Here is a 16569-nt window from a genome sequence, read left to right as displayed (position 1 = left end):
TACACATGTCGAAAGGTAGTACTAGGAGGCAGATCAATTAGTAAAATACATAAAAGATACCTATAATCAATCGAATAGAATAGCAATTTCTGACAAAGATATGTTGATGTGGGCACAATCATATAAGGATGTACATAAAGATAACGTAAAAGATTATACTAAAAAGTACGAACCCTATAAAGTGACTACGAATCAACAAATTACCAAAAAAGTCGTTAGCCATAAGTCTGAAGACAAGCCTATGCCTGTAATGCAAAAAGCAGCGCCAGTAAATAAAACAAATTTATATGAAGAGTTAAAAACTTATCGTTTAAATAAGAGTCGTGAAGAAAACTTTAAGGCGTACACTATTTTCACTAATAAGCAGTTAGAAGCTTTAGTTGAAAAGATGCCTATAACCAAAGATGACCTTTTAGCAGTAGAAGGATTTGGAGAAACTAAGGCTAATAAATATGGACTTGATATTGTAAGAATCATGCGTAAGTACTCATAAATTATGAATACTGGTTTTTTATATTAAGTTGGCGTTCATGCGGTTTGGTAGATGATCAAATGTAAAAATTTCCTTGTTCGCTATTTGAATACGGTTTAGAGGCTTTAGAAATCTAATGATTATTCGTGTTTTGGGATAAACTAGTTCTTTTAATAAGTATGATGTACGTATTTTAATAGGTTTTCTTGAGGATAGTCATTTTTTTGATGATTGTCTTTTCTTTAATTTTAGAAAGAAAACGGTGAAAAAGTGAAATTATGGTACATAAAAGCGAACAATCATGATACACTAGTAAAAATCATTACGTAACGGCTCGATAAAAGAGTCTTTAAAATTTAAAATAGAGGTGTAGATTTAGTGAGCGAATCCATTACGCAACAAGTAGAAAAAATGGCTGTCCTAGATTTCGGTAGTCAATTCAACCAGTTAATTACACGCCGTATTAGAGAGTTTGGCGTCTTCTCAGAACTTTTACCACATACTGTTTCAGCCCAAGAACTAAAAGATTCCAACGTTAAAGGGATTATTTTTTCTGGTGGACCGATGAGTGTCTATGATGAAAAAGCTTTTTCAATTGATCCTGAAATTTTTGAATTAGGGATTCCAATCTTAGGAATCTGTTACGGAATGCAGTTGATGGCACACAACTTAGGTGGGAAAGTAGAACCTGCTGGTACCCGCGAATATGGTAAAGCGACACTTGAAATCAAGAACCGTGCAGCAGAATTGTTTACGACTTTAGAACAAGAAGAAACGGTCTGGATGAGTCACGGAGACTACGTTACAGAACTGCCTGAAGGTTTTGAAGTAACAGCCGTTAACCCGCATTGCCCGATCGCAGCAATCCAAAACAAAGCGAAAAACTTCCATGCAGTACAATTCCATCCAGAAGTTCGTCACACAGAACACGGAAATGAAATTCTGCGCAACTTTGCCTACAACGTCTGCAGCTTTGAAGGTAACTGGGACATGGGACAATTCATTGACCTTGAAGTGGATAAAATCCGAGAACAAGTCGGCGATAGAAAAGTCCTGCTGGCATTATCAGGTGGAGTAGATTCAAGTGTTACTGGTGTCCTTTTAAATAAAGCGATAGGTGATCAACTGGTTTGTATCTTTGTAGACCACGGCTTACTGCGTAAAAACGAAGGTGACCAGGTAATGGAAAGCTTAGAAGGCAAGTTTGGATTGAACGTGATTCGTATTGATGCCAAAGAGCGTTTCATGAGCAAACTAGCTGGCGTAAGTGATCCAGAACAAAAACGTAAAATCATTGGAAATGAGTTTATCGAAGTCTTCAATGACGAAGCGACAAAACTGGAAGGCATCGACTTCCTGGCACAAGGAACGCTGTACACAGATGTCATTGAAAGCGGAACAACCACTGCACAAACGATTAAATCACATCACAACGTAGGTGGATTGCCAGAAGACATGCAGTTCGAACTGATTGAACCAATGAATACTCTATTTAAAGATGAAGTCCGTGCACTAGGAGAAGAATTAGGCATGCCATCAAGCTTAGTCTGGCGCCAACCATTCCCAGGACCAGGACTAGCGATTCGTGTACTTGGCGAAGTAACAGAAGAAAAGCTGGAAGTCGTCCGAGAAAGTGACGCGATCTTACGCGAAGAAATCGCCAATGCAGGACTAGAACGTGACGTATGGCAATACTTCACCGTATTACCCGGCTTCAAATCCGTTGGGGTAATGGGAGACGGTAGAACTTACGACTACACAATCGGAATCCGTGCCGTAACCTCAATCGATGGCATGACATCAGACTGGGCAAGAATCCCGTTTGATGTTTTGCAGAAAATCTCGACTCGTATCGTGAACGAAGTAGATCACATTAATAGAGTAGTGTATGACATTACGAGCAAGCCGCCTGCTACAATTGAGTGGGAATAGTAGCAAGTGAGCTAAAAAGCCTTTAATATTGGGCTTTTTAGCTCTTTTTCTTTTGCCCATTGCACTTTCATTGCACTTTTTCTGGATCTTCACGTCTAAGGTAGTTAACGGTGTGTTGATTTCTCGGGGATTCATCAAAATTTTGATGAGCTGTCTTAAAGTCAATGACACCATTTAGTTTATGCGCTACCTCAAAATTAGTATTAGGATAAAGGTGACCATACGTACCTAGAGTTGTTTCAATATCCTTATGACCAAGACGATCTTTAATAATCAATGGATTTTCTCCCATGCTAATTAAAAGAGAAGCGTGAGAGTGACGTAATCCATGAATTCTAATACGGTGGACACCCGCCATTTTTGAATAACGACCAATCGCATGAGCTATCGTATGCTTCTGGGTAGGAATCCCATTGTAACTCAATATAAAATCAGTTTTTAAAATATTCTGTTGAATGTCTTGCCATTCTTTTAAAAATTTAAGTGTAGATTGATCAAGCGTTATTTGACGGATACTTGACCGAGTTTTTGGATTGGTGAAGCGATAATGGTTCTGATTCTTATAATAAAGAGTTTTCGTAACAGAAAGGACACCAGTTTCGAAGTCAATATCCTCCCATTGCAAGGCAGTAGCTTCTCCAATTCGCATACCTGTCATAAACAAAAGCCATAAAGTGATAAACAAAAAATGTTGATAAAAATCTTCTTTATAGATGAAGGAAAGAACTTTTTCGAATTCTTCTTTTGTCCAAAAATCAATTTTAGCTTTTTGTTTTTTTACATTCCCAACAATTTTAGCAGGATTTTCAGTTGCTAAACCAAGAACTACTGCTCGATCCATTGCTATAGAGAATAATCCTTGAACTGCTCGAACATAAGAAGATTTCAAATCTTTAGAGAGTTCTAATTGCCATTTTTGTACATGCAAGGGTTCAATTTCAGCAACTGGTAGTTTATAAAAGTAAGAGAAGTGTTTTAAGATTGAGGATACACGATTATCGTATGTCCGCTGTTTCACTCTTGTCTTGTACCAAGGAAGAAAAAGTTCTGTAGTATATTGTTTAAAGAACATTTGATTTTTGTTATTAACTAACTCTTCGGGATCAGTTAATAACAATTTAGAGTATTCTTCCCGAGCTTCTTTCTGCGTTTTAAACCCACTACGATATTTTTGAATCTTTTTACCATTTGAATCGTATCCTAAATTTGCACGAAAATAATATGTTCCATTTTTTGCTTTTTTAATCGGATCTTTAGCCATAGTTTTACTCCTTTAGGTGCAAAACTAATTAGGCGTATTTTCATTCGCAAATTTAATACCAAGAAGTTCTTCAACAGCCTCTCTAGGAACTCTATCTAATTTTCTAGAATGATAGTAAGTATGTCCTTTTTCAATCATTAATTCTTTCGATTGTTTGATAATGTCGGCTGCAAAAGAATTTCCGTATCCTAGCTCAACTAAGTCTTTTTTAGTGACTGTAATCATTATAACTCCTTTCCATTGTAGGCTAGGAATATTCCAATATTTGCCTACAATTATAGCAAAAGTAATAATTAATACAAATTTATTTAATAAAAGCAATCGAACAGCTTTGGCAAAGCTCACGGGAGTCTCACCCCTGCATGGATCTCATCCAGCCGTATCCATTGCCTGCGACAGGTTTACTGCTCGGACTGTGGCTATACGGGAGTATCATTATTTTATAAGAAAATCTACTAGTGTTTTGCCAGAACACTAGAGTATAAATTCTCCTACTCTCCTAATTGGAATATGCAAATTTATCTCTTTGAACTTCTTATAAAGACAACGTATTCGATTGCTAGATATGTAATTTTCAAAGAACGATGTGCAAAGTCATTGTTGATTTAATTTATTTCAAAAGAGAGAATCTTTTTAATTAGTTGTACCTGCATTCTGCCTCGTAAAGTTTCATCTACAATCATTACTGTATTTCCGTATTCATCTTTCATGGGACGAAGAGAGAGTTTTCCGATATAAGGACTATAGTTATCAATAATTTCGTTAATGGCCTCTACATCACCGTCACATGCCTGTGTAATAACTTCAAAAGGAACTTTTGGATAATCATTTTTCACAGTAATCATCCTCCATATAATGTTTCAGCGTTTCTAAAGCATTTAAACGATGCTCATTAACAGTTGATACGCTAAGATTTAAGAGTTTAGCGATTTCGGGATCGTTCATGCCTATAAAATAATAAAGAAGTAAAATCTCTCGCTTTCTACTCGTAAGTTCTTTCAGTGCTTCACTCAAAGCGGTACTTTTTATTTTGATAGGTATTCCTTTTATCACAAAGGTGTGATAGTCTCCAGGAATTAAATCTGTAGTACTAAAGTGGCTGAGTGCTTTTTCTCCTAATTCAGAAAAAGATACTTCTCTACTAGAGATTCGTTGTAGATGTTTAAAGTAATCTTTTCGCTCGTTCTTAATAGTGAGCTTGCAAATATAATCAAACTCTTTAACGATCTTTTCTTGAAAAGCAGAGAGTTTCATCATCCTCACCCCCTTTCGTTTGATTTGAAAGAGAGTGATGAATTTCCTTTGTTCCCCCTTTCGCACAATAGCTCGACGGAAAGGAGGGTAAATTCAGGTACAAAGTGAAAAAAACATAAAAAAATGCCCAATTGCATTAAGCAATTGAGCAAAAGGAAGAAAGTTAAATTGTCTTTTTCATAAACATGATTAAAAAACTCACGAAAACGTTCGATAGTTTTAATAGGGACATGAATCTGTCATGATAGTATCTCCTCTCATTTCAGTAAAAGGATGTATAACACTACCTGATAGAACTAATAAAAGATATTCATATAACCAGCCTTTCTTTTAAACTTCGTGCATAGCGCATGGACATTGTCCATAAGAGAAACTGTTCTACTCTTTCATTGATTGTTTCTTCTAGTTTTGTATCAATTTCCCACTCGAAAATCGTGTATTTCGGTAAAAAAATTTCTTTAGCAGGCAAGGCAACTTGATAGTTTAAAAGTTGTTTTTTTATTTCTGTTACGGTATGTTGTTTTTCTTCATTATTTCCGAAACAAACAACCATTGCGGATTTGTTTTCAAGAATTTCACGAATAGAACGAAATTGTTCAGAATATTTACCGAATTGTTCATCCGAGAAAGTTGGTGTCACAAATAAATAGCCGTCTTTTTCTTGTAAAGCTTTTCTTTTGTTTTCAGGAATCGTTGAATCAGTAAGGCTTACTATTTCAAAAAATGTCCCGAAAGCATAATTCCCAATCGTAGTTAAGAAAGGCAACATCGTTTTTGCCATTTCCAGACTTTCATTTTCGTCATTGAGTACAATGACACCGATTTTCATCATCTGAATTCCTCCAGTAAAGTTGAATTTGAATATACTACTCGTTTAATTTCACTTGATAATTTGGATCGAATTGCGACTCACCGAGCATTCCAATATCAAAGCCATTTCTGAAATCGAACATCTCTAATCCATAGCTGACATTGAATGATTCAAGAGTTGCCATAATGGCATCTACACGATCTTTTCTATCTGTCTCATAATAATAGAATGCATCTTCATGTCCATGTTTATTTAATAAGGAAGCGAGATAGACAGCATCTTCTAAAGCAATAGAACTTCCGTATCCTGTATTTGGATTAATTCCATGAGCGGCATCTCCGATAACAGCTACTCGATTTTTGCTCCACGAGATTAAGCCGTCAACAGTAAAGACTTGTTTAGGAATAATCCCATGACTACGCGTAACAAATTCTGCAAGATCACCTTGAATGTTATAATTCTGGATAAAGTCTTGTTTTAAGTCTTCTTGATCTCTTAATTCAAAAGCATTAACAGGTAGTTTTCGCTCGACGTATCCAGTAGATTGCCAGTTCACATCTAACTCTGACTGTCTGTTACTGTAAGTTAAGAAGATATTCGTTCCTTGACCGAAATAGACAAGTTCCGTATTCTCCATTTGGCTAAGAATACTTTCAGGAATATCTTTTGAGGAAATCACTCCATATAAACCAAAAGAATGCTCAAATTTTAATCGGTGATTGGGATACATTTGTTTTCGCACAGGTGAATGTACACCGTCTGCACCAATGAGTAAGTCACTTTTGTGAGTGGTTCCGTCTTTAAATAGTGCCGTTACAGTATCATCCGTTTCCTCATAAGCAAGAAATTGTTTGTTGTAATGAATGGGAACATTTAGATTTGTTGCTTCCTCAGTTAATATTTCAATCAAATCAGCCCGCTTAATAAAAATAGCTCGTTCTTCATATTTTTCGCTTTGGAAAAGGTTCAATCGTCCAACTTCAATAGGATCAAAAGTAAAGGCTTTTAGATAGTCAGCTGAATAACTCGCATTCTGTATTTTTTTTAAGACCCCTAATTCTTTTAATGCATAAACACCACTACTATTCATTCCAAAACTTGATTCCTCTACTCGTTCTGGTGGCCAAGTTTCGAATATTTCAGCATGTATGTCTAGCTTCTTTAAAGCAATACCAAGCGCTAATCCACCTACGCCAGCTCCAATAATTGATACATTTGGTTTCATCATTTTTTCTCTCCTTAAATAGATATCATTTAGTTGACAATTTTAAGAATAAACTATACGGTAACTGTACAGTCAAGGAGGGAAACTTATGAATGGGAAAAAATATCTAAAAATTTCTGAACTTGCTGATTTGGCAAGAATAAATAAACGAACGCTACAATATTATGATAATATTGGGCTGTTTTCTCCAAAGAAGAAAGAAGACAATGGATACCGATACTATACGCTAGAGCAATTGTATGATTTGGGAGTAATCCTTTCATTAAAAGAATTAGATATGCCCTTGAAAGACATTCAGAAGGTATTATCTGGAGGCATTACAGAAACTACTTATTCGTTGGAAAATAAAATTAAGGAAACAGATAAGAGAATGAGAGAACTTGCAGATATGAAACAGATTCTCTCTCGAAAACTTGAAGCAATTAAAGTGACCAATGATTCTCTTTTGCAGGTCAAGATTTTAGAATTGAAACAGGAATACATCCTATGCAGTACATCAATTGAGAATAAAGATTTTAATGGAGTCATTGAAGAAGGGTATGAACTGCTAAGGAATGAAGCGGATTATCTATTTGCAAATAACGAATATGGATTAATGATTGATCATAAGAAAAAACAGAAAGATATTTATAATGATAACTACGATTATATATTTTTAACGACATCAAAAAAGAAAAAAGACACCGTCATCAAGCCCGAAGGGGAATATTTGAGTGTTTCGTTTAAGGGAGATGAGGATGCGTATGAAGGGTACAAAAGGATACTAGATTATTGTAAAGAACACAATTATGCGTTAGAAGGTTACTTTTATGAAAAGGCAATATATGAAACAGTGTTAGAAAATCAGGAAGAAGCGATTACAGAGATACAAGTTAAAATAAAAGACAAGAATTAAGAGAACAAATAATATTGGGAAGCATGTGCTTACTATTTAGTGGAAGAATTTCTGCTAAACGTGAGTACATGTTTTTTTATTTATGCATCAATATTTTCTATTTGTGAACAACTTTTAAAAACATAAAGTAGTGAATAAATCATATGCTTGACTATACAGTAACTGTACAGTTTATAGTAAAGATGTTCAAAAAATATGGAGGGATGCAAAATGAAACAATCAGTACAATACAGAGCATTTAAAAAAGAAGATGTCAAAGCACTTGTGAGAGTGATTATTGAAAGTTGGGATTACGACAAAATATTTTCAAAGAAAGTAGCCAGGCATTTCGCTCATCTTTTTCTTTATTCAGAGCTAAGCCGAAAAACATTTGCGAGAGTAGCTGAAGTAGATGGAGAAGCATTGGGTGTGATTATCGCTGATGTAAAAGGGAAGGATAAACAGTTTAAAGATCGATTCTATTTTCTAAAAGCTGTATGGCATGCTTTTCAATTGTGCCTTTCTAAAGAAGGTAGAAGCCTGTTAAAACATCAAGGATATGGAACAATGGTCAACAACAAAGAAATGTTAAACAGTTTGAATGAGTCTTTTGATACGGAAGTTGCATTGTTTGCAGTTAGTCCAAGAGCTCAAGGATTAGGGATTGGTTCTAATCTGTTTAAGTATTTCTTAGATCAAATGAAAGAAAAAAGGATTGAAAAGTTCTTTTTGTATACAGATACAACATGTAACTTTGGCTTCTATGAGCATAAGGGGTTGAAACGACAAACTGCCGTAGAACGCTACATTCCGCAGCCAGTAGATAAAACAATCGAATATTACATTTATAAAGGGACAGTATCTTAAAGTAAGTGATTGTTTATTAAAGAAGATAATAAAAATGAAAAGATAACTTTTGAGGAGAAAACAAACTATGGAGGAGAAATCACCGCAGACACTAAAAACTGGAAAAATATCTAAACTATTTTGGTACTACACCTTGCCGTCAATCTTTATGTTGATTACCCAAAACATTGCATACTTTGTCGATTCAATATTTATCGGGCAATATGTTGGGGCTGAAGGATTGTCTGCATTAACATTAGTCATGCCGTTTATCATATTTTTAGCTGGATTTGCTTATATGATTGCGGTAGGTGGAATTACCCTAGCAGGAATTGAAAGAGGAGCAGGCAACACCAAAGAGAGTAATAACTTATTCAATGTAACAACAGTACTCCTAGTTATTCTAGGAGTGCTGGGAGGAATATTCATTCATTCGTTTGTGCCACGATTAATGAGGTGGATAGGGACAAGTGAAACATCGGTAGAGTTAATAACAGAATATGGACAACATATGGGTGTATTTGTTCCGTTCTTTTTATTAAGTTTTGCCTTAGGTGCGTTTATAAAGTTAGATGAAAGACCGTACCTTGCAATGCTAAGTATGGTTTTAGGTCCATTAGTTAATATCTTTCTTGATTATCTTTTGGTGGCGCATTATCAGTTAGGAATGAGGGGAGCAGCGATTGCTACAGGGCTATCTCAATTTATTACATTTGTAGTATGTATGGTTGTGATTATCTCTAAATCTACTTGGAATTTTGAGTTTCCTACTTTCCGCTTTATTCAGATTAAACGGATCTTTTATAACGGCTTCTCAGAATTTTTGACAAATATCACAGCAGCTCTTACTGGAGCCATTGTCAATGTGATGATTTTGCAGCGTTTAGGAGAATCAGGAGTGGCTGCATTTGCTGTTTCTATGCAGGTTACTGAATTCGTTCGTTCGATTGGATATGGAATAGCTGAAGGGAACCAAGCCTTATTAAGTTATAACTTTGGAGCCAAACTTTATGAACGAGTAAAAGAAACACGAAACCTTGCAATAAAAATTAGTTTTATTTGTGGGATCGTATTAACTGGGCTATCAGTTCTATTTTCAGGAGAAATTGCCCAAATTTTTGTTACAGAACAAGTCGTTATCAATCATGCTTCTGAAATATTAATGATTTTTTCGCTGTCGTTCTTATTTTCAGGGTTCAATGCTTTTGTAGCGACCTACTACACATCTCTAAACGATCCTGTACGTTCTGGTGTGATTACGATTTATCGAACGGTTATTGCGCCAGCATTTGGATTGATTGTTCTGCCCCTCATTTTTGGAGACACAGGCCTTTGGCTCACTTTCGTATTCATTGAAGTCAGCGCATTCTTTATAGGTTTACTGTTTTTGAAAAAATATCCGCTTGGGTATTTCAGAGCGAAGGATTTAACTTAGAAAATAAAATTTTATGAATGAGCTAATGTGAGCCACCATTATAGTAATAATAATGAACGGAAAGGAAGATTTAAATGATTAATGAACAAAAATTATCTACTATTGAGAAGAAGTATATTAACGAGGTAGATTCAGATTATGGATTTGAAGTAGCGAAAAAGTTGCTTGAATTTAAAACCAATTCTTTCGGTTTTCGTACGTCAGGAACACAAGCTGAACATGAAGCTGCTCAGTGGATAGAACAAGAGATGAAAGACATCGGTTTACAAGAAGTAACAAAAGAAAGCTTTCCAGTAGACGCTTGGGAATTTAAAGGAGCAAGTGTTTCCGTTTCTACACCTGAAGAAACCTTACCGTTAATGGAAGCAGGTTCATTTACCTGTTTAGAGGGAACATCACCTGAAGGTCTAGAAGGAGAGATTATCTATGTAGGGGATGGAACCGCACCAAACTATGAGAATGTAGATGTGAAAGATAAAATTGTCTTAGTAGATACAGACGCCACTCATAGCTTCTGGTACAATACGTTATTCACTCAAGCGGAAGTTCGAGGAGCAAAAGCAGTCATTGCTACAGTCGTTGGGGGTGCTGGAACGTATAAAGACGACCTCATTACAATCCATGATATTTTAGGAAAACTGAATATCCCTGCCGTTATCCTGAATAAAGGTGACGGAGATAAGCTACGATCATTATCTAAGAAAAATACCCCACTCACAGGATTGATTAAAATAGATGTAACCATTGACCGTGAAGCAGAGGCATATTATGTTCATGGAAAAATAATTGGGAAAAATCCTGAAAAATATATCATTATTGGTGGACACTATGATGCATTCTGGGATGGTTTTCAAGATAATGCCTCCTCTTTAGGTAGTCAACTGACCATTGCAAAAGCAATGATTGATTCAGGATACCAACCAGAAAACACCATCATTTTTGTCACAAATGGTGCGGAAGAAAGCAGACTAGCAGACACAAGATACTCCTTTTTAGGGGGAGCTCATGCGATTGTATCTGATCATCCTGAATGGGTATCAAATACCCTAGTTTATTGTAACTTTGAGTTAACAGCATTAGATCAGTTAGGCGCTTTTATTCTTGTAGGAACAGGAATTTACCGAGAGGCATTAGCTTCATTTGTAGAAAAATTCGATTTACCTCTTGAATATGATTTTTATGAAATCCCTACAGCAATGGCAGATGATATCGTGTTTGCTAATGCAGGAGTACCAACCTTCGGTAATGTGTCTGTGCATTGGGGAGGCGATGATCCTGACTCATTCGAAAATTATGATCATACACAATATGACAATGTTGATAGATATGAACCAGAAGCATTTGATTTCAACAATAAGATTTTCGGACTGTTGAATATAGCTTTTGACCAAACGCTGATCGCACCTTTCGATTTTACGCCTTACGCGTCTTCCTACTGGGATGAAATAGATCAACAAAGGTTAAAAGGTCTCTATTCGAAGTTTGAAGAAATGAAAAGCGAAAGTGAAACCTTTTATGAAAAATCGAAAGCAAAGTATGAAACGATTCTACAAGCAAATCAATTGTTTGAACAAACTAAAAAGAACGGAATTTCAGAAGAAAAGCTGGAAAGTATAGTTGAATCTGCTAGTGAATTAAATCAAGGATTACTTCACATAAACAAGCAAATTCAAGAGAATATAATTAAGCTGAATGCATTTGATTCTCACATAATTGGGCATACACAGCCATACAAGTATGTAACAATCATAGAAGATCTTCTCCAAGGATTAGAAAAGGGGGATCCTAGTGAAGCATTGCAAAGTATCCAAGAACTGGATCAAAATTATATGGCTCAATTATTTGATAAGGAAGTCTACACAAGAGTCGCAATTAAAGCCTATGATGATTCAATTATTCCTCAAAGTTGGGGAACGAATCAAACATTACCCTTTCCAGATATGTATGATGTGATAAATGGACTCATGGAAAAACTTCAACAAGGAAATCATGAGCTTGATGAGGAAGTAGCTCAATTGAAAGAGATTTATGAATCTCAGTATGAGATTTTACTTTATACATTGGATAGAGAGTATGATGTTTTACGATCAATAAATAAAGAATTAGATATGACAGATATAGAATGTGTACTAAGTAAGTTAAATAAACTATCTTAAGTTATTAATAGACAAAAATGCCTTGCTTTAGGGAACTCTGCTAAAGTAAAGCATTTTTTAATATAATTAACAAAACATTTGGGAACGTACATTTGCGTTGGAGGGGCGAGAGTGGTACTATTTAGACAATGAAAGATATAGAACATAGATGTAATTAAAACAATTAACTATAGGGGGAATACCGTATGTTTAATATTTATTATTTGAATTATAGTAAGGCATTTGAAATAGCTATGCTTAAAGACAATGAAATAATTGAATCGAAAGAGGAAAGAACCAGCCAGAATAAACAAGATGGATCAACAAAATCACTAGAAGGAGAAGTAAATACTTCACTAGGGAATACTCTTTTAGGAAGAATCCAAGCTGCGTTAAAAGGGAACGTAGAATTGAAGAGTGAGGAAGGATCTGTTCAATCTATTAATCACAATATTAGAGTAATTCATTCAAACTCTATTTTGCTAAACAGTATCCTAAGGATTGCAGTGGATACAGAATTGAAAAAGCTAAATGAGAAAACAGAGGGTGAGCTTATCAAACTAGATAAGCTGCAATTATATATTTTAAACGAAGAAAACGTTCGAGCAGCCAAAGCAATGAGACCTGGATCAATTAGGGATATAGATGGTTTCAAGGTTGAAGGAATGTCTTTGAATGCAGATAAATTATTAAATTCTATGTTATCTGATTACTTCTATTTGTTATGTTGCAACATAACAAATAAAGAAGGTTTGTTTTTCAAAATCCCTCTTAATGATGAATTTCAAAGTAGCTATTCTGTAGATGATTTGCTAATAGGAAACATTTCCCTAGTTGGTGTATATAAAGGTGTTGTAAACAGAAATGACCTTACAAATACATTCGATTTCTTTCAAAATGTTGGGGAAAACACGAAAGAAGAGAAACAATATGAAAATTCATCATACTCTGAGAAAGATTTAGAAAAGACAGGTAAAGACTTAATTAATAATAACATTGAAAAATTTCATTTTGTGGATACTATAGCAGTGCTTCAAGATATTAAAATTAAAAGTGAGGATACAGGAGATGAGTAGACTATTATTAATTAATATAGACGATTATGAAGAATTTAAAAATAAAATCGTTCTAGAAGGTAAAAAATTACTTCCTATTTCTAAAGCTTTTAATTTCTCGACAAATAATTTGATTGATGATATAGAAGAGTACTATGAAGAAGAGATATTAATTGATCTTAGATCTTTTAATGGGTCTAATAATATGCTTTTTTTGGAAAGAATTGTTAATAATGAATTATCCCAACATACTTTTTTTGCTGATTTTGCGGATAAGCATGTATTAGATCAAATGGATACTATTTTTGAAGATGTTCAATATTTTAAGAGTGAAAAAGAACCTTCAGAAGTACAAGAAAGTAACATAGTTAAGAAGATAACAGATCTTAATAGACAGGGAATAGAACAATTAGTAGGTAACTTTTCCAAAAACATTCTAGGGCACGATAGATTTAAGGAATCAATGGGTGAGAAGTTCTTGGAATATAAAATATTGAATTCAATAGGTGAAAGTGATATATTTTCTATATTTCTGATGGGAATGTCGGGTGTTGGAAAAACTGAAGTTGCAAGAACATTACATTCATTGTTGGGTGGAAAGAAGCAACTAGCAAAAATAAATTTTGGTAATTATAGTAGTCAGGAATCATTGAATAGTTTGATTGGAAGTCCCAGAGGATATATTGGAAGTGAAACCGGCGAACTCTTTGAGAAGATTTATAATTCTGATACTGGAATAATTTTAATTGATGAATTCGAAAAAGCAGATGGTAAGGTGTTTAACTACTTTCTTGAAGTTTTAGAAACAGGATATGCCACTAATTCACAAGGAGACTCATTAAATCTAAATGGTTATATTTTTGTTTTTACATCAAATGTACCAGAAGAGAAATTTGAGCAAGTTTTTTCTCCAGAATTAAGATCGAGATTCAATCTAGTTAGCTTGTTTAATCCACTAAATGTGAAAGATAAAGAAATATATATCTATACAAGGTTGAAAAAGTATGTTGATGAATTCAACTCTATTCATGATAAAAACTTAAATAAGAAAAGCATTGATAAAATTGTTAAGAGTATAAATGTTCACAATTATCAAAATTTAAGGTTACTAAATAATCAAATACGTAAAGAGTTTATCAAACACATCAAGGGTGCATACCCGCCAAATGATAAATTATGGCAGAAATAAAAAAATCTGGTGGTAATTACCGAAAGATAAAAGAGAAGCATATTTTTACTAATTCTTGATTTGAAATATGCTTCTCTTAAATTATTCTTTAATTTTCCAAGTGTCGGATTGGCAAAGCAGTAATTCATATTGTGATAGTTGATCTGCTTGAGTCCGCTCATCTTGGTAACGTACATAAACAGAGACTCGAACATATTCGCCTTCTTGAATATAGACAGGGTTAATGAGTTCTGAAAAGACATACTCTTGATTAATTACTGGAAGCACATCATCTTCTACGTAATAAGAGAGTTCACGTTCGCTTGCGGTAGGGTAGAGGGAAAAGAATGTTGAAAGAAATTCATCTATTTCTTCTCGAGTTTCTGAATCTAAGGAATTGTCATTTTCTAGAGGAGCGGGTTGATAAGCAGATTTTGTAGGAGAAGTCGTAAGTGTGGGATTTCGGATAATCACTACATTCTTTTCTTCATCTTCATATACGGTCACTTCATAAAAAGATTCAATGACTTGTTCATCCTCCTCTTCTTCCGTAATTCGTTGAGAAACAGAATAGATCACATTATATTGATTGTCTTCTTCGCTTTCTGTAACAGACCATATTTGCACATTCTGTACAGAGGAAGAGGTAGGTACGTCATTTGGAATCATGACACTATTTAAGGAATGGAGGTCTTCGGTTAAATAGTTTTCTAACTGACTGTTTCGTTCCTCCAAGGACTCTTCATTGTCTGCTTCCCACGTATAATAGACTTGCGCAAAGTTTCGGACAAAATTTTCTACACTGTTTGTATCAATAAGTTGCTCCTCCACATATATTCTTTCCTCTACCGTGTGAGTATCTATAGCAGTGAAATGTTTGTAGATCGCAAAGCTAAAGCTCAGTCCTAAAAATACCCAAAGTGTGAGGACAAGTTTCTTTCGTGGATTGATGGATGAAACTTTGGGTTTCTTATTTTCTTTCTGTTTCTCTTTTTTCTTAAAGATCATGAGTCAACCTTCTTTCATTCCAATTTATAAGCCAATGTATGGGGCAGGATCCACATAGTCGCCATCCTTCAAAATCTTGAAATCTAAATGCACTCCAGTAGAAGTACCAGTGGTTCCCATCGTGCCTAGTCGTTGTCCTTGTTCAATCGTATCTCCAATTGATACTTGTAAGTTCGGCTGCATGTGTCCGTACACCGATTGATAGCCATCGCCATGATCAAGTTGAACGAAGTAGCCTAAGCCACGGTTATAAGAAGCTGCTACAACTGTTCCAGAACGAGCAGCTATAATCGGACCGCTTCCCGCAATATCAATTCCTGTATGCATTCGTCGGTCACCATAGATTGGATGAATGCGATAGCCAAAGGGAGAAGTCACCATGCCTTCTGCTGGACGGATCCATTCGCCTTCTGAAGGAGTGTTTAGGAATTGATGGATTAAAGGCACGTAAAACATATTCCCATAGCTATAACGCCAGCCACCATTTTCTTCAACCGCAAGAGGATTCGAGTAAGTGACTTGATTTCCATCAGCTTGTTCTCTGGCAAATGCTTCTGCGAGGTCAAAGGAATATTCATTTCCTCGTTCAGCGACATAGTCAATAAAGGCTCCGCCAAAGTTATACGCTTGAATGGCTGTATCGACATCTAAATCCTGTTCTTCTACAGATTGAATTAGTTCAGAGAAATACTTTGTTCCTTGTTCAATGGATTCTTCAGTAGACAAAGAGTTAGGTGGAAGATTCAAGGATTCAGAAGCTTGCATGACATCCGCTCCTGTTCCACCTGACTCCACTTGAATGATGGCAAGCAGAATGGATATATGATCTTCGATCTCATATTCCCTTGCATAGTGTTCTACAGTATCTCTATGGGTCTCCACCTCTTGAGAGATGCTTGTGCCAGCCACATTGATGTTGCTAGAACTTCCTGATTCTTCTTCAGAAAAGAGAAGGACAATTGAGAAAGCTAATAGAATACTCACGCAAAAAAACAAAAGGTAGGGAAGAAGAAGGATTTTAAGTCTCATCGATTATTCTTCTCCTTTCGTTTAATCGGTCTTTTGGGTACGACTTTCTTTTGTGAGAATTGTT

At 35.2% G+C, this 16569-nt stretch carries 16 protein-coding genes; 8 read left to right on the top strand and 8 right to left on the bottom strand.

The features are described 5' to 3' along the window. Window positions 1-106: 106 nt before the first annotated feature. Both BM212_RS04520 and guaA read left to right on the top strand, forming a co-directional pair. Window positions 107-493, top strand: coding sequence for an HRDC domain-containing protein (locus BM212_RS04520; protein ID WP_072694175.1), 387 nt, complete (start codon window positions 107-109; stop codon window positions 491-493). Between the two features lie 390 nt (window positions 494-883). Continuing rightward, window positions 884-2404: a glutamine-hydrolyzing GMP synthase gene (guaA, locus tag BM212_RS04515; RefSeq protein ID WP_091896746.1), complete on the top strand. Its 1521-nt coding sequence runs from the start codon at window positions 884-886 to the stop codon at window positions 2402-2404. Between the two features lie 67 nt (window positions 2405-2471). On the opposite strand, the gene BM212_RS04510 is transcribed toward guaA, so the two are convergent. From BM212_RS04510 to BM212_RS04480, 6 genes are all read right to left on the bottom strand, one after another. Further along, the gene (locus tag BM212_RS04510) at window positions 2472-3665 is read right to left on the bottom strand and encodes a tyrosine-type recombinase/integrase (protein WP_091896682.1); all 1194 of its coding nucleotides are present in this window, start codon (window positions 3663-3665) and stop codon (window positions 2472-2474) included. Window positions 3666-3689: 24 nt separating this feature from the next. Then, the gene (locus BM212_RS04505) at window positions 3690-3890 is read right to left on the bottom strand and encodes a DUF3173 domain-containing protein (RefSeq protein ID WP_091896679.1); all 201 of its coding nucleotides are present in this window, start codon (window positions 3888-3890) and stop codon (window positions 3690-3692) included. A gap of 380 nt (window positions 3891-4270) precedes the next feature. Beyond that, window positions 4271-4501: a helix-turn-helix domain-containing protein gene (locus tag BM212_RS04495; RefSeq protein WP_091896676.1), complete on the bottom strand. Its 231-nt coding sequence runs from the start codon at window positions 4499-4501 to the stop codon at window positions 4271-4273. Next, on the bottom strand, window positions 4491-4919 hold the full coding sequence (locus tag BM212_RS04490; RefSeq protein ID WP_245750930.1) for a sigma-70 family RNA polymerase sigma factor: 429 nt from the start codon (window positions 4917-4919) through the stop codon (window positions 4491-4493). The genes BM212_RS04495 and BM212_RS04490 overlap by 11 nt, the downstream gene beginning before the upstream one ends. Window positions 4920-5229: 310 nt before the next feature. Then, window positions 5230-5751 carry a hypothetical protein gene (locus tag BM212_RS04485; protein WP_091896670.1) on the bottom strand — a complete coding sequence of 174 codons (522 nt, stop codon included), beginning with the start codon at window positions 5749-5751 and terminating at the stop codon, window positions 5230-5232. Between the two features lie 34 nt (window positions 5752-5785). Beyond that, entirely contained in the window at window positions 5786-6958 is a 1173-nt protein-coding gene (locus tag BM212_RS04480) for an FAD-dependent oxidoreductase (protein WP_091896667.1), read from the bottom strand. 85 nt (window positions 6959-7043) lie between these two features. On the opposite strand from BM212_RS04480, the gene BM212_RS04475 reads away from it, so the two are divergent. The 6 genes from BM212_RS04475 (at window position 7044) to BM212_RS04450 (ending at window position 14489) form a co-directional block, all read left to right on the top strand. Further along, the gene (locus tag BM212_RS04475; protein ID WP_091896664.1) at window positions 7044-7850 is read left to right on the top strand and encodes a MerR family transcriptional regulator; all 807 of its coding nucleotides are present in this window, start codon (window positions 7044-7046) and stop codon (window positions 7848-7850) included. A 210-nt stretch (window positions 7851-8060) separates the two neighbouring features. Next, window positions 8061-8696 (top strand): GNAT family N-acetyltransferase, encoded by a 636-nt coding sequence (locus BM212_RS04470; protein ID WP_091896661.1) that lies wholly within the window; start codon window positions 8061-8063, stop codon window positions 8694-8696. Window positions 8697-8763: 67 nt separating this feature from the next. Then, on the top strand, window positions 8764-10110 hold the full coding sequence (locus BM212_RS04465; protein ID WP_091896657.1) for an MATE family efflux transporter: 1347 nt from the start codon (window positions 8764-8766) through the stop codon (window positions 10108-10110). A 74-nt stretch (window positions 10111-10184) separates the two neighbouring features. After that, window positions 10185-12266 (top strand): M28 family peptidase, encoded by a 2082-nt coding sequence (locus BM212_RS04460; protein WP_091896654.1) that lies wholly within the window; start codon window positions 10185-10187, stop codon window positions 12264-12266. Window positions 12267-12451: 185 nt separating this feature from the next. Beyond that, entirely contained in the window at window positions 12452-13321 is an 870-nt protein-coding gene (locus BM212_RS04455; RefSeq protein WP_091896651.1) for a hypothetical protein, read from the top strand. Beyond that, window positions 13314-14489, top strand: a complete 1176-nt coding sequence (locus tag BM212_RS04450) for an AAA family ATPase (RefSeq protein ID WP_091896649.1) — start codon at window positions 13314-13316, stop codon at window positions 14487-14489. The genes BM212_RS04455 and BM212_RS04450 overlap by 8 nt, the downstream gene beginning before the upstream one ends. An 81-nt stretch (window positions 14490-14570) precedes the next feature. On the opposite strand, the gene BM212_RS04445 is transcribed toward BM212_RS04450, so the two are convergent. Continuing rightward, a complete protein-coding gene (locus tag BM212_RS04445) occupies window positions 14571-15476 on the bottom strand; it encodes a conjugal transfer protein (protein ID WP_091896646.1) in 906 nt (301 codons plus the stop codon). Window positions 15477-15500: 24 nt separating this feature from the next. Next, window positions 15501-16505 (bottom strand): lysozyme family protein, encoded by a 1005-nt coding sequence (locus BM212_RS04440; protein WP_091896642.1) that lies wholly within the window; start codon window positions 16503-16505, stop codon window positions 15501-15503. Between the last annotated feature and the right edge of the window lie 64 nt (window positions 16506-16569).

This window comes from Marinilactibacillus piezotolerans (genome assembly GCF_900114235.1).
Lineage (GTDB): Bacteria > Bacillota > Bacilli > Lactobacillales > Carnobacteriaceae_A > Marinilactibacillus > Marinilactibacillus piezotolerans.
Note: the sequence above shows the minus strand (reverse complement) of the source record. Positions and strands in the feature narration are given on the sequence as shown.